Here is a 14,793-nt window from a genome sequence, read left to right on the forward strand (position 1 = left end):
TTGCTAATGGTACGATGATCGCGGACAATCGTATTTTTCTGACGGGGGAGCTGACGAAGGATGGAGCATATCGGAAAGTGGGAAGCTGCGGAGCCGGGCGTGAAGTGCCGCATCATGGCGCCGGGCGAATCGCTCATGATGATGGAAGTGCAATTCGAGGAAGGCGCCGAAGGGTATCAGCATTCGCATGTGCATGAACAGATGTCCTATTGCCTCAAAGGGCGAATCGCTTTTACGATCGACGGAGTGACGATGATCATCTCCGAGGGCGACAGCATCGTGATCCCGAGCGGCGCCATGCACGGCGTCAAAGCGCTGGAGCCAAGCGCGCTGCTCGACTGTTTCACGCCGCTTAGAGAGGACTTGCTTCGCCGCTAAGCGGATCGGTCAGTTTATTTCGTTAGCCAACATTCAAGCACGCTCGCGAGAGCGTGTTTTTTGTAATTCTAAGAATTAATAAGTTTTGCACCTTATCAGGGCTTAGAATTCTCGGAATGAAACGAGCTGCTCCGCCAGTGGATGGAGACAGCCGTTTTACCTTGGTTGAACGGTGACCAACAAATTTTATGTAGATTATTGTCGAATCATGGAGGTTTGTGACGAACAAAGTAGAATAAATTTAATTATTCATCGTAGTTACATACATAGGGGGTTTATGAATGCGAAAATCGATCAAAACAAAAGTGACCGCGTTCCTTCTGCTTGTGACCGTCATTCCCGTCGTTCTTGTGGCGTGGTTGCTGACGAATATGTTTACAGGCAACGTTAGCGACGGCATTATGGAGCAGCAGCGGAGCTTGGCGGCCTCCAACGCGGCTAGGCTCAACGATTTTTTGAACGGAAAGATCGCTTCGATCGAGCAGCTGATCGAGACGTACGGAGAAGTTCTGATGCAAGGAGATGCTGATGCAAAGCTCGAGCTTCTGCAAGTCATGGCTGCGGCGAATTCGGATGTGCTCTCGTATACCTACGCGCACGAATCCGGCCAGTCGGTGAGTAATAAAGGCGAGAAGCTGGATTTATCGCCATTCGATAATTTCAAGCGGATCAAGGAAGAGAAAAGCGTAGGCATCTCCGATATATTGAATGACGCGGCGACGGGCAGCAACATTATCATTATCGACGTTCCGATCCTTGACGGCCAAGGCAGCTTCAAAGGGTTGATCCAGGCGATCGTCAGTCCCGAACATCTATTGGCGACCTTGAACCAAACGAAGATGGGGGAGACCGGTTATGCTTACTTGCTCTCCGGATCCGGCATCTACCTGGCCCATCGTACAGCGGACAAAATCGGCAAGGACTATCGCGAGTACGCGAACGAAGCAAAGATCAAGCTATACGACGAGCAAGTGTTGAAGCAAGCCTCAGGTTCCGCCTATTACGTTGAACCGGATGGTACGGCCAAGCAGGCTTCTTACGCGGAGGTGAAGCTGACGGGCTGGCGCGTCATCGTGTCCGGCGATGAGAAAGACCTGATGGCAGCCGCCGAGAAGAGCAAGCAGACCGGAATCGTGGCGATCATCGTTGCCGGACTTGCCGTTGCCGCGCTGGCTTATTGGTCGGCGGGCGTCATGCTTCGTCCCGTCTATGCGCTGACCGGCCTGATGAAAAAAGTCGCCGGAGGCGATTTGAGGGAGCGGTTGGCGGTTAAAGGCGAGGACGAGCTCGAGCAGCTGAAGCGCAATATGAACGAGATGCTGGACTCGTTCAGCTTCACCTTGACGAAACTTTCCGAAGCCGTGGAACATACGGCCGCGTCATCGGAGCAATTGACGGCAATCTCCGGAAGCTCCGCCCAATCGGCCGAAGCCTCTGCCCAATCGGCCGAACGCGTCGCGCTTGGAGCGAAGTCGCAGCATGAAGGCTCGGAGCAATCGGCGGTGGCCATGGAAGAGATGGCGGTCGGCATTCAGCGGATCGCCGAATCGTCCGGGCATGTCAGCGAGCAGGCTCAGCACGTACACGCGCAAGTGTCGCAAGGCGACAACGCGGTTCGGTCGGCCGTAAGGCAAATTGCCGATGCAAGCCATGCCGTGGAGAGATCCGCAGAGAAGGTCAAAGCGTTGGAGGCGAAGTCGGTGGAGATTAACGAGATTGTCAGGTATATCTCCGATATCGCCACGCAGACGAACCTGCTATCGCTGAACGCCTCCATCGAAGCGGCGCGGGCCGGCGAACACGGCAGAGGTTTCGCGGTCGTGGCGGGCGAAGTGAAGAAGCTTGCGGAGCAAACGTCTCAAGCGACCGTATCCATTGCGGCCATTCTGCAAGAACTACAGCACTCGACGACGCTAGCGGCCGTATCGATCTCGGACGGAATCGGCGAAGTGCATAGGAGCGTGGAAGGGATCGAACAAGTCGGCGACATCTTCGGCAACATCGTGCAGGCGGTGGAAGGCGTATCCGCCCAAATCCAGGAAGTGTCCGCCGCGACGGAAGAGCTGTCGGCGAGCACGGAAGAGGTATCCGCCTCGATGAACGAGCTTGTCGGCATTTCCAAACATTCGTTATCCGAGCTGAACGGGATATCGGATGCCGCGAGCCGGCAGCATCATTCTATGCTGGAGATCGCTTCTTCTTCGGAGTCGCTCAGCCGGATGGCTTCGGAGCTTCAGGAGCTTGTTTCGAAATTTAAGGTGAAATAGGGAAAGGGACGTAAAAAGTAACCTCCACGCTGGCGCGCATCGCCGTGCGTGGAGGTTTTTTGCAGAAACTATAGAAGGACAGGTTGACCGGCTGCCAGCGATCGATATCCCGCGAGCGCAACCTCCGCGGAACGAATGCCGTCCTCGCCCGAGATCGGAACGGGCTCGCCGCTGGCGATCGCGGCCACGAATGCCCGAACGAGCCCGAGATCCATGTTCTCTCCCCAGTAGGATAACGTACCCGAGGCTAGGCTGTTGCTGTAAAGCTCGTTGGATTGGGCCAAGCCGTCGACGCTGATGACGCCTCTCGTCCCGATGATTTCCATCGTGACATCCCCCCATGTAGGGTATGGAGCTTGGCGGGACCAGCTTGTGTCGATTACGCCGAAGGCGCCGTTCCCGAACTTCACGTGAATCATCCCGGCATCTTCGACTTCCAGTTCTTCGTGGAAGAGGGTCGCGGCATACGCGTACACCTCGCGAACCTCGGAGCCGATGAACCAATTCATCAGATCCATGACGTGAACGGTATGGTCGAGTAGCGCGCCGCCGCCGGACAGCTTCTTGTCGACGAACCAGCCGCCGGGCGCCGTTCCCCGGTTGGTGCCTTTGATCGCGACGATATCGCCGATATCGCCCCTGTCGACGGCTTCCTTCGCTTGCGCAACCGCGGCTAAATAGCGGCAAGGGAAAGCCGTCATGAGCTGCGCGCCATTCGCTTCGCAGGCGCCGATCATCTCATGCATCTCGTCCATGCCGATGCCAAGCGGCTTCTCGCACAAGACATGGCTGCCTTTGTTTGCCGCGGCGATCGTCAGCTCCGCATGACGCGCGTTCTCCGAGCAGATGACGACGGCATCCGGCTGAAGCTCCAGCAGTTCGCGGTAGTCGCCGAACGTCCGAAGGCCGTGTTTTTCAGCCGCTTCGCCGATCCGCTCCAAGACGTCATCCGCGAGTCCGACGATTTCAACCTCGGGCAGCGATAACAGCGCGTTCAAATACGAATACGCATGTCCGTGAGCGAAACTGATGAGTCCGATCTTGATTTTTTTCATGCGCGCACTCTCTCCTTTCCAATAACGACGGCTTTGCCGCTGCTTACGCTTTCGTACGCGGCTTTAGCAAGCTCCAACGCTTTGTAAGCATCTCTTGCCGTAACCAGGGGCTCCGAGCTGTCTCTGATGCAAGCGACGAAATGCTCCAATTGCAGCTCGTAGGGGCTTCTGAACGTAGGGCTTTGGGGGATTTCGATTCCGCCGGATTTGTCGGCGCCGGCCGTTCTGCGAATGGTGAGCGAGCTGCTTCTCAGGCTGTCCGCCCGAATGATGCCGCCGCTCCCCGCGATTTCGGCTTTCGTATGGAACGGGCCGGGATAACCCCAATGCGCCTCAACGTTCGCGACGGCATCGTTCTCGAACTCTAGCGTAACGAGCGCATAATCCATTCCTTCTCTCCGCGTATTCAGCGCATAAACGCTGCGAACCTCGCCAAGGCACCATCTCAAAAAGTCGAGGTCATGGATCATCAAATCGGTGATCACGCCTCCGCTTTGCTCGATATTCGCGTACCAGGCCGCTCCAGGATGTCCGCCGACCCGGCTTGCGTGCGCGACGGCCGATTTTCCGAGCGAACCTTCGTCAAGCGCGCGTTTCATATTCGCGTAATCGGGGAAGAAACGGACGACGTGCCCGATGAATAGCCGGACGCCGTTCTCCTCGCAGCAAGCGATCATTTCTTCGGCGTCTTCCAGCGTCAGGGCGATCGGTTTCTCGCAAATGACATGTTTCCTTGCTTTTGCCGCGAGCAGCGTATATTCTTTGTGTAAATAGGTAGGCAGCGCGATGCTTACGGCATCGATATCGGCTTCTTCCAGCATGTGCTGGAAGCTAGCGTAGGCGGGCGCGCCGGTACGTTTCGAGAGCACGTCGGCCATTTCCTGCCTGACGTCGCAGACGCCGGTTAAGCGGACGCCTTCGAGCTTCGCGTAGATGTCGGCGTGAACGGCGCCCAAACCGCCGCAGCCCAGAACGGCAATATTCATATCGTTATCTCCTTTTCGAATGGCAATGTTTGCTTGGCATTATAATACCGCCGGAGCGTGCCCGCGTATATGCGCGGATTTAGTGCGTTTATATCCATATTCAATCTCTGCGAACGCGAGAAGGAGGAGTCGCATGGACATCTTCAAGGAACCCATCCACTACCAAAACCCGCAGCTATGCCTGAAGGTATGGACGTTCGTACAGTCCGGCAAACATAACGAGGAATCGCACAGCTGGCACTTTCATAAAGAGGTGGAGTTTCTTCTTGTTCTGAGAGGCGAGCACCACATCATCACGCCGAGCCGGACGTACCGTCTGGAGCCCGGCGCGGTCATGGTCGTAGGCTCGAACCAGCTGCATCGCGGTTATGTCGGACCGGAGCATGAATCGGAATATATCGTGCTTCACGTCGATCTCGAAGCTTATTTCGACCCGGCGACTATTAGCTTCATGGGCCGGTTCATGGAGCTGCTGTATCCGCTGGATGGATTCAACGATTTGTTCGCGAGCGATCTCTCCGTGCGTTCGGAGGCGGGCGGGATCATATCGCGAATCCATGAAGAAGTGATGCGTGCCGAAGCGGGCTACGAGCTCGCGGTCAGCATGCATATGAAACATTTGCTGCTTGTGCTCCTGCGTAACGACAGGGACGGGGTTTTGTCCTCGCTCGGTCCGCTGGACGCCGGAGTGCTTGGGCCGGTCATCGCCTATATCGATGCTCGCTTGGAAACGAGAATCGACATGAGGGAGGTTAGCCGGATTGCCGGTATGAGCTATGTTTATTTTTCGAAGTTTTTTAAGGAAAAGCTTGGCATTTCCTTTACGGAATACGTCAATCGCAAGCGGATCGCGAAGGCCAAACGGCTTCTTGCGATCAGCGACCGCCAGATTTCGGACATCGCCGAAGCGGTAGGCTACGAGAATATGGCGCATTTTTATGGCTTGTTCAAACGGTATTCCGATTGTACGCCTAAACAATTCAAGGAGCGGCTGAATCGTTCAACTGGATCATAAATCTAAGCAAACAAGAAACCTTCGGAACAGCTCCGAGGTTTCTTTTTTTTTGGCAATTCCACAACATAACAACAATATACAACTTAAAAACAATTAAATACACAAAATTTACTTGTGTTTGACACTGGGTTAACAATACAGCCTTACACTGAAACCAAGTTAAATGGAGCGAGGAGATGGATAAACGAATGGCTAATGAAGGATTAATGTTGCGCGGCATTACGAAATCGTTCGGAAGCTTTCATGCTTTGGATGATATAAACGTTCATATCCCCAAAGGCAAATTCACATGTTTGCTAGGGCCGAGCGGATGCGGGAAAACGACGCTGCTTCGAATCATATCCGGTCTGGAACAGGCGAATCGGGGACAGGTGCTGCTTGATGGCGAAGATATTTCGAGCCTCTCGGCAGCCAAACGGAACTTCGGCATCGTGTTCCAATCCTACGCGCTGTTCCCCAATCTGAGCGTAAGGGAAAACATCGGATACGGATTAAAAGGGAAGCTGAAACGGGGCGAAATACAAGAGAAAATCGATGAAATGCTGGAGCTGGTCGGGCTTGGCGAGCTCGGGCGCCGTTATCCTGCTCAGTTATCAGGCGGCCAGCAGCAACGCGTTGCGCTCGCCAGGGCGGTCGCGATGTCCCCGAAGGTGCTGCTGCTGGACGAGCCGTTATCCGCCCTGGATGCCAGGGTACGCGCAAAGCTAAGAGAGCAGCTGTGTGAGTTGCAAGAGAGGCTCGGCATCACGACGGTCATGGTGACGCACGACCAAGAAGAAGCATTGACGATGGCGGATGACATCGTCGTGATGGACCATGGCAGGGTCGTGCAGACGGGAACGCCTCAGGTCGTATACGAAGCGCCGAACAGCCCGTTCGTGGCGGATTTTATCGGAGCCGTAAATTTCCTGCCTGCGGGCTATGTCGATGGCAAGGATGGTCTTCATGCCGTTAGACCCGAGCATATCGAGATGCTTGTCGGCGAGACGGGGGAAGCGTACGAGGCTGACGCCAAGAGCGGTTACGTGCAGCATGTGGAGTTCCGGGGCGCTTATTGCCGGATTAGCTTGAAGCTGACCGATCTTAGGGGAGCGGTAACGGATTCCGTCGTTACGATCGATCTTCCTTCCGAGAAAGCAGCTAACATCCCACTCGCAAAAAGCTCGCTGGTGAAATTCCGGATCACGCCCGATCGGCTGCTTTATTATCCCGACCAGGCAGCCAGTTTGTAGAAGGAGCCAATAATGAAACCACATTCACTCATGAAATCAAAAGGACGTATGCTCCGAACGAGGGAAGTGACCGCCGCCGGTTCCGGGCAAAACGTCGTCAAGCTCCTGCTGCTTCTCACCTTGCTCGCTTTAGTCGTCGTCATCGCTTTGCCGCTGGTTGCCATGTTCAGGCAAGCATTCGTGGACATCGACGGCGCGTGGATCGGCTTCTCGAATTTCGTTCAGTACGTGCAGTCCAAGTCTCTGCTGCAATCGGCCCTCAACACCGTATCGGTGTCCGCGGCGACGACGGCCATATCGGTACCACTTGCTTTCGGGCTGGCCTATGTAATGACGCGGACGGATATCAAGGGCAAAGGATTGTTTAAAGCGCTCATGCTGCTTCCGTTGTTCGCTCCGACGATGATGCATGGCATCGCGCTGACGTACCTATTCGGCCATCAAGGCATGTTCTCGACCGGGCTGTTCGGCTTATTGCCGTTCGAATGGCGCATTCCTTTGTACGGCCCGGTGGGGATCGTCATCTCGGAAGTCGTTTACACGCTCCCGCAAGCGTTCCTCATTCTGTGCGCGGGGCTTGCCGTCAGCGACTATCGACTGTACGAAGCGGCGGAGTCGATGGGAGCATCAGGTCCGCGCAAGCTGTGGACCGTTACGCTCCCTTCGGTGAAATACGCCTTGCTCAGCGCGATCGTCATCTGTTTCACGTTAAGCTTTACGGATTTTGGCGCTCCGAAGGTCGTCGGCGGGCAATACAACGTGCTGGCGACGGATATCTTCAAACAAGTCGTCGGCCAGCAAAACATGTCCATGGGAGCCGTCGTCGGCATCGTGCTGACGATTCCGGCCATCGCCGCTTTTATCGTGGACCGGATCGTAACGAGGAGGCAGCAGGCTTACGTCACGTCCAAATCGGTACCGTATGCGGTGAAGCGGAACCGGCTTCGCAACGCGATTGCCTACGCGTACGCCAGCCTCATCGCGGCGTTCATGCTCCTCTTGATCGGCGCGGTCGTTACGGCGTCCATCGTGAAGAAGTGGCCATACGATCTGTCGTTCACCTGGAGCAACTTCGACTTTTCGAACGCGGCCGCCGGCGGTTACGAGCCGTTCTGGACAAGCGTGCAGGTCGCGATCTGGACGGCAGTCATCGGAACGGTTGTCACCTTCCTCGTGGCATATCTGATCGAGAATGTGAAGGTTTACCGGAAGATCCGCCAAGCCGCTTACTTCTTGTCGATCTTGCCTTTGGCGCTTCCGGGTTTGGTGATTGGATTGTCGTTTATCTATTTCTTCAACCATCCGGACAATCCGCTTCACTTTATTTACGGAACGATGGCCATTCTGGTGCTGGCGAACATCGTGCATTTCTTCTCGGTGCCGTTCATGACGGCTACGGCGACACTCAAGATGATGGACAAGGAGTTCGACCAGGTGTCGGAATCCATGAACGTTTCAAGGCTTCGCACTTTTTTCCGAATTACCGTTCCGTTATCGCTTCCCGCGATTCTGGAGATGGCCGTTTATCTGTTCGTCAACGCTATGGTGACGGTATCCGCCGTTATCTTCCTATACAGCTCCGATATTAAGCTCGCATCCGTCATGATCGTCAGCATGGACGATGCCGGCGATACCGCGGTCGCGGCCGCCATGTCGGTACTCGTCGTCCTGTTGAACGTCTTCGTTCGCGCTGCATACGAGCTCGGGACTGCCAGGCTAAGACGCAAGATGTCGGCTTGGCAGAAGCGTTAAACCTAACTACTCTTTGGAGGGATTTATATGATTAAAGCAGTCATTATGGATTGGGCAGGAACAATGGTGGATTACGGCAGTTTTGCGCCGGTCGAGGCATTCCGAAGATTATTCCGGGAGAGAGGCATAGAAGCTTCGCATCGCGCCATTCGCAAGCCGATGGGACGGATGAAGAAGGATCATCTCCGCGACATTTGCGCCGAGCCGGATGTTGCCGCCGCTTGGCTGGAGCGTTACGGGCAAGCGCCGACCGAAAGCGACATCGACGAGATGTACGAAGCGTTCGAACCGATGCTGATGTCCATCGTCCATGAATTTGCGGAGCCGGTCCCGGGCGCGGTTGAGCTCGCCGATCGACTGCGCGGCCAAGGGATCAAGATCGGCACTACGACGGGATATACGCGTCCGATGCTGGATCTGATCTTGCCCGAAGCGGCGAAACTCGGCTACACGCCGGACAGCACGGTTACGCCTGACGAAGCGGCCGCCGGCCGCCCCGAGCCGTGGATGGTTTACCGCAACGCGGAGAAGCTTGGCCTATTTCCGATGGAGAGTTACGTGAAAGTCGGGGATACCGAAGCGGATATGCAAGAAGGCCGCAACGCGGGGGTATGGACGGTAGGCGTGGTGTTCGGCGGCAACGAGGTCGGTCTATCGCTGGCGGAATACGAGATGCTGTCTGAGGGCGAGAAGGAAAAAACGTACGTTGAGATTTCCGAACGCCTAACGAAAGCCGGAGCCCACTTCATCATCCGCGAAATCGGCGAATTGGACCGCATCATTGCCCATATCAACAATCGCATGGAAGCGGGTGAACGTCCTTGATCCAGACAGGACAACAAACGATCGTTCGGACGGATACGGAAAATCCTTATTTGCTGCTGACGCCGGGCCCGCTTACGACGACGCGGACGGTGAAGGAAGCGATGCTGAAGGACTGGTGTACGTGGGATGAGGAGTATAACGGGCTGGTCCGATCCATTCGCGACCGATTGACCACGCTCGCGGCTCCGGGCCGTGAGCGGGATTATACGGCGGTGTTGATGCAAGGGAGCGGAACGTTCAGCGTGGAAGCGACGATCGGGACGGCTTTGCCGAAGGAAGGCGGGAAACTCGCCATCGCCGTGAACGGGGCATACGGGGAGCGGATCGTCCAAATCGCACAGACGCTCGGCATCGAGACGGCCGTGCTGCGCTTCGATGAGCGAGAGCCGGTCGACCCGGCGAAGGTAAGCCTGCTGCTAAGCTCCGACCCGGCCGTGACGCATTTCGCCGTCGTCCATTGCGAGACGACGACGGGCATTCTTAATCCGCTCGCCGAGATCGCGAGCGCGGTGCGAGACAGCGGCGTCACGTTTATCGTGGACGCGATGAGCAGCTTCGGAGGCATTCCCATGGATATCCATGAGCTCGGAGCCCACTTTCTGATCAGCAGCAGCAACAAATGCATTCAAGGCGTGCCGGGATTCGGATTCGTCATAGCGGAGAGGGAAACGCTTAAGGGCTGCAAAGGCCGAGCAAGATCGTTGTCGCTTGATCTGTACGACCAATGGGAGACGATGGAAAGCTCCGGCGGCAAGTGGCGTTATACATCGCCGACGCATGTCGTGCGCGCATTCGACCAAGCGCTGCAGGAATTGGAGCAGGAAGGCGGCATTGCGGAACGGCATCGTCGATTCGCGGCGAGCCAAAGCGCGTTGGTGTCGGGATTAAAAGAAGCCGGTTTCGAGGCGTTGCTGGCCCAAGAACTGCAATCGCCGATCATAACGGCTTTCCGATACCCATCCGAATCCTTTGATTTCAGCCTGTTCTATCAGCACTTGAAGAGTAACGGATTCGTTCTTTACCCGGGCAAGCTTACCGCGGTTCCGACATTTCGGATCGGAAGCATCGGGGACGTAAGCGAAGTAGATATGGAACGGTTAACGGCAATTGTAAAAACATACATGGAGGTACAATGACATGAAAGTGTTTTGTTTGGGCGGAGCGGGACGGATATGCAGCGAAGCGGTGCGCGACTTGGTCGAATACTCCTCGTTCGACACGATCACGATCGGAGATTTTAATCTTGAAGCGGCCGAGGCGCTCGCCGCCTCTTTGAACGATCCCCGGGTGAAAGCCGTGCAAGTGAACGTTCATGACCATGAAGCGACGGTTGAGCAACTTCGGGGTTATGACATCGTAATGGACGGAACGACGATCACGCTTAATGGGTTGTCGACGGCTTGCATTGCGGAAGCCGGATGCCATGGGGTGAATCTGAACGGCTTCGGCGACGAAGACCGCAGCCACGAAGGTTTTGTCCGACACGGCAAGCTGTGCCTGCCGGGGTTCGGCATGACGCCGGGCGTAACGCAGATGATGGCGATGCATGCGGCGAATGCGCTCGGCGAGGTGCATGAAGTCCGCGTAAGCCACGGCTCTTACCGACCGATCGCATTCTCCAGGTCGATCGCGGAGACGACGGTGTACGAATACGATCCGGCGCTGCCGGGGCGCGTCGTGTACGAGAACGGGGAATTTATCCAAGTGGAGCCGTTCGCGCGGCCTCGCGAGATCGAATTGCCGGAACCGTACGGCAAGGCCGTCCAATACATTATTCCGCACGCGGAAACGCGCACGCTTGCCAAAGCGCTTGAATCGAAAGGCGTGAAGCTGATCGAAGTGCGCGGGACATGGCCGCAGCAGAATATGAGGCTGGTTCGCGCTTTATACGATTATGGTTTCCTGCGCAACGATAAAGTAACGCTTAGTCCTTCCTTCGAACCGTTCGGCATCATGGATGCTATCGGCGAATATTTGTTCCAATCGCAGGAAGGCCATTCGACCGAGCTATACGGCTATGCGCTTCATATCGAAGCTACGGGTATTTCGGCAGATACGGGACTTCCTGTCAAACATACATTGACCCACACGCATCCCGCGTCGGACGGTTCCGTGCCCGGCTGGGAGAAGCTGCGCGCCTACACACGGAACGTCGGCATTCCGCTTGCGATCGCGACGGAGCTCATCGCGTCCGGCCGAACCATTTGCGAAGGCCGCGCCGGCATCGTAACGCCGGAGGAAACGTTTGAACCGGCCGCTATTTTCCAAGAGCTGGAGAGACGTGGCATCTTCATCCACCACCGTATCGAGAACGCGTAGAGAAGGAGAGATCGCCCGTGTCATTGGCCGGTGAGGAAAGAAAAGCGATCATTATTAACATGCTTCAACTGCAAGGGAAAGTCCGTACGCCGGAATTGGTCCAAGCGCTGGAAGTATCGTCGGAGACAATCCGGCGTTACTTGGAAGAGCTCGAGAATGAGCATAAGTTGAAGCGGGTATACGGAGGCGCGGTCAAAATCAACGTGGAACGCGAGGAGCCGGCGTACGTGCGGAGGGAAGTGCTGCAGGCGGAGGAGAAACGAAGGATAGGCCGTACGGCAGCAGCCTTGGTACAGGACAAAGACGTTGTTGTCATCGACGACGGAACGACCACTCTCCAAATGATCGATTCGCTCGTCTTGAAAAAGCAGCTCACGATATTGGTCACTTCGGTGTACACATTGAATCTGTTGATCGGATATCGGAACCGAAATGTTTTCGATGGCGATATCGTGTTAGTCGGCGGGCGTGTGAATACCAAACATTACCGGACGGCGGGTTCTCTTGCCATCGATTTCATGAGCAGCTTCAACGTGGACAAGGCGTTCGTGGTGGCCGACGGCCTGCAGATCGACAACGGATTTACGAGCTACGAGGACGAGAGGGGCATGCTCTCCCGAATGTACATGAAACAAGCGAAGCAAACGATCGTTCTTGCCGACCATACCAAGATCGGCACGACCCATTATTTCAAAATAGCGGATTTCAAAGACGTCGATATGATCATTAGCGATGTGCCGCCTCCGCTCGCTTGGCAAGCCAAAATGGCCGATCAGGATATTCATTGGATTGTCGCCGATTAAAACACACGAAAAAACAATTAAAACTAAAAACAATACAATTTATTAACGTGTATTTAACGGTGAGTTAAACAACCAACCTTATACTTGGAATTGTAAGAAAGAACATAACCAAGGGAGAGAAAAAGAATGAATAAAAGAGGTTTATGGCTTGTCTGCGTCATCGCGATCGTGGCTTTGATGTCCGCTTGCGGCAATGCGGGCAATACAGGCGGCAATAACGGCAGCAACGCGAAATCGGGCACCGAGGCGGTAAGCGACGCGAACAGCGGCGGCAGCAAGGCGGATACGGAAAGCAAAGAAATCACCGTATATACGGCGCTGGAAGACGATCAGCTGAAGGAATACTTGAAATCCTATTACGCCAAATATCCGGACGTCAAACTGAACATCGTTCGCGACTCCACGGGTATCATTACAGCCAAGCTCCTCGCGGAGAAGGACAACCCGCAAGCCGACGTCGTTTGGGGCGTTGCCGCAACGAGCTTGCTCGTTTTGGATCAGAACGGCATGCTGGAGCCTTATTCCCCAGCAGGTATTGACCGGATCCAACCAGAATTCAAGGATAGCAACGATCCGGCGCATTGGGTGGGTATTGACGCATGGGAAACGGCGGTTACGGTTAACACGGTCGAGCTGGAGAAAAAGGGCCTTGCGATTCCCCAGTCTTACGAAGATTTGATCAAGCCGGAGTACAAAGGTTTGATTACGATGCCGAATCCGGCTTCGTCCGGTACAGGATTCCTTACCGTTTCGGGTCTGCTCCAGCTAATGGGCGAAGAGAAGGCTTGGGAGTACCTGGACAAGCTTCATGAGAATATCGGCATTTACACGCATTCCGGCTCCAAGCCAGCCAAGATGGCCGGCACGGGCGAATACCCGATCGGCATCTCTTTTGGATACCGTGGCATTACGGAGAAAGAAAGCGGATCGCCTGTCGAAGTCGTGTTCCCGACGGAAGGCTCCGGATATGATGTAGAAGCGAATGCATTGATGAAAAAAGACTCTATCAAAAAAGCGGCTCAAGACTTCCTCGATTGGGCGATCACGGACGAAGCGATGGCAGAGTACGCCAAAAACTACCCAATCGTGTCGATAAAAAATGACTCGGCCGAGATTCCCGCCGGATATACCAAAAATCCGATCGAACAATTGATCAAATACGATCTGCAATCGGCAGCGAAAAACCGTGATGCCGTTCTCTCGGAATGGAGCACGCGTTACGATGCCAAAAGTGAACCAAAATCGTAACGGCTCAATGAACGAAGGACTGACCTGCCAGAGGTCGGTCCTTTTTTTGGTGTTTGTCGACCACGGCGCTCATGCCTCAAGCGGATGATGTCATAAACAATGGGATAAGTTGGTCATCAAAGGGAAAAACACCGATATCATCCGGGACGTGAAAACGATCGGCGATTAAATGGCCAAAGGAAACCCCGAAGATAACGTGCTTGTCGGCTGACTCTCCGTGCCGTTGCCCACAGAAATACTTGTCCTCAGAGATACTAATCCTCAGTTTCCGCCGGTACTAACCAGGGGGGAGTTTTTCTCGGCTCATTCTTTTGTTAGTGCACCATACGGCAAACTTTCATGACCAATTGCACGCCTTCTAACACCATCCCTTCTGCTCAGAAAATCTCTATAAGCGAAGTCGCCATCAAGTACATTTTGTGTTGAACTGCTAACTTATTGGGTTCAGCTAGTCCGAACCAGGACAGTTTTTCCCGGTGACATTCTTTTCTTAAGGCGCCATACGGCAAACTTTCATAACCAATTGCACGCCTCCTAACACCATCCCTTCTGCTCAGGAAACCTCTAAAGGTGAAGTCGCCAACATGTACATTTTGTTTTGAACTGTTAACATAGTGGGTTCCGCTAGTCCGAACCAGGAAAGCTTTTCCGGGGGACATTCATTTTATTAGGCCGCTATGCGGCAAACCTTCATGACCAATTGCACGCCTTCGAGCACCATCCCTTCTGCTCAGGAAACCTCTAAAGGCGAAGTCGCCAACATGTACATTTTGTTTTGAACTGTTAACATAGTGGGTTCCGTTGCTATGAACGTTTTAGTCAAGCCCTTGCATTTTGCACCACCAAAACACTAGGCGCGGGAGCAAATAAGCGAGCGACGGTCGGCACGCTGCTATCCGTGGGTTGGTTACCA

Annotated in this window: 12 protein-coding genes; 10 read left to right on the forward strand and 2 right to left on the reverse strand. The window is 54.7% G+C overall.

What is annotated here, in order from left to right; translation table 11 throughout:
- Positions 1-60: 60 nt before the first annotated feature.
- Together RB620_RS14565 and RB620_RS14570 are read left to right on the forward strand one after the other, a co-directional pair.
- Positions 61-378, forward strand: coding sequence for a cupin domain-containing protein (locus RB620_RS14565; RefSeq protein ID WP_308095416.1), 318 nt, complete (start codon positions 61-63; stop codon positions 376-378).
- Positions 379-659: 281 nt separating this feature from the next.
- Complete coding sequence (locus RB620_RS14570; protein WP_308095418.1) at positions 660-2,645, forward strand: methyl-accepting chemotaxis protein; 1,986 nt, start codon at positions 660-662, stop codon at positions 2,643-2,645.
- A 68-nt stretch (positions 2,646-2,713) separates the two neighbouring features.
- Here RB620_RS14570 and RB620_RS14575 read toward each other — a convergent pair whose 3' ends face one another.
- Complete coding sequence (locus RB620_RS14575) at positions 2,714-3,700, reverse strand: Gfo/Idh/MocA family protein (protein WP_308095420.1); 987 nt, start codon at positions 3,698-3,700, stop codon at positions 2,714-2,716.
- A complete protein-coding gene (locus RB620_RS14580; RefSeq protein WP_308095421.1) occupies positions 3,697-4,686 on the reverse strand; it encodes a Gfo/Idh/MocA family protein in 990 nt (329 codons plus the stop codon). Before RB620_RS14580 ends, RB620_RS14575 begins: the two co-directional genes overlap by 4 nt.
- Positions 4,687-4,819: 133 nt before the next feature.
- On the opposite strand from RB620_RS14580, the gene RB620_RS14585 reads away from it, so the two are divergent.
- The 8 genes from RB620_RS14585 to RB620_RS14620 all read left to right on the forward strand — a co-directional run bounded on the left by RB620_RS14585 (position 4,820) and on the right by RB620_RS14620 (position 13,880).
- Positions 4,820-5,701 (forward strand): helix-turn-helix transcriptional regulator, encoded by an 882-nt coding sequence (locus RB620_RS14585; protein WP_308095423.1) that lies wholly within the window; start codon positions 4,820-4,822, stop codon positions 5,699-5,701.
- A gap of 188 nt (positions 5,702-5,889) precedes the next feature.
- Positions 5,890-6,933, forward strand: coding sequence for an ABC transporter ATP-binding protein (locus RB620_RS14590; RefSeq protein ID WP_308095424.1), 1,044 nt, complete (start codon positions 5,890-5,892; stop codon positions 6,931-6,933).
- A 30-nt stretch (positions 6,934-6,963) separates the two neighbouring features.
- Positions 6,964-8,685: a putative 2-aminoethylphosphonate ABC transporter permease subunit gene (locus tag RB620_RS14595; RefSeq protein WP_374121411.1), complete on the forward strand. Its 1,722-nt coding sequence runs from the start codon at positions 6,964-6,966 to the stop codon at positions 8,683-8,685.
- Between the two features lie 27 nt (positions 8,686-8,712).
- Positions 8,713-9,510 (forward strand): phosphonoacetaldehyde hydrolase, encoded by a 798-nt coding sequence (phnX, locus tag RB620_RS14600; protein ID WP_308095427.1) that lies wholly within the window; start codon positions 8,713-8,715, stop codon positions 9,508-9,510.
- On the forward strand, positions 9,510-10,646 hold the full coding sequence (gene phnW, locus RB620_RS14605) for a 2-aminoethylphosphonate--pyruvate transaminase (RefSeq protein ID WP_308095442.1): 1,137 nt from the start codon (positions 9,510-9,512) through the stop codon (positions 10,644-10,646). The genes phnX and phnW overlap by 1 nt, the downstream gene beginning before the upstream one ends.
- A 1-nt stretch (position 10,647) precedes the next feature.
- The gene (locus tag RB620_RS14610; RefSeq protein WP_308095429.1) at positions 10,648-11,829 is read left to right on the forward strand and encodes a saccharopine dehydrogenase family protein; all 1,182 of its coding nucleotides are present in this window, start codon (positions 10,648-10,650) and stop codon (positions 11,827-11,829) included.
- A gap of 17 nt (positions 11,830-11,846) precedes the next feature.
- Entirely contained in the window at positions 11,847-12,632 is a 786-nt protein-coding gene (locus RB620_RS14615) for a DeoR/GlpR family DNA-binding transcription regulator (protein ID WP_308095431.1), read from the forward strand.
- 126 nt (positions 12,633-12,758) lie between these two features.
- Positions 12,759-13,880, forward strand: coding sequence for a putative 2-aminoethylphosphonate ABC transporter substrate-binding protein (locus RB620_RS14620; RefSeq protein ID WP_308095432.1), 1,122 nt, complete (start codon positions 12,759-12,761; stop codon positions 13,878-13,880).
- Positions 13,881-14,793 lie beyond the last annotated feature (913 nt).

This window comes from Paenibacillus sp. LHD-117 (genome assembly GCF_030929555.1).
Taxonomy (GTDB): Bacteria; Bacillota; Bacilli; order Paenibacillales; family Paenibacillaceae; genus Pristimantibacillus.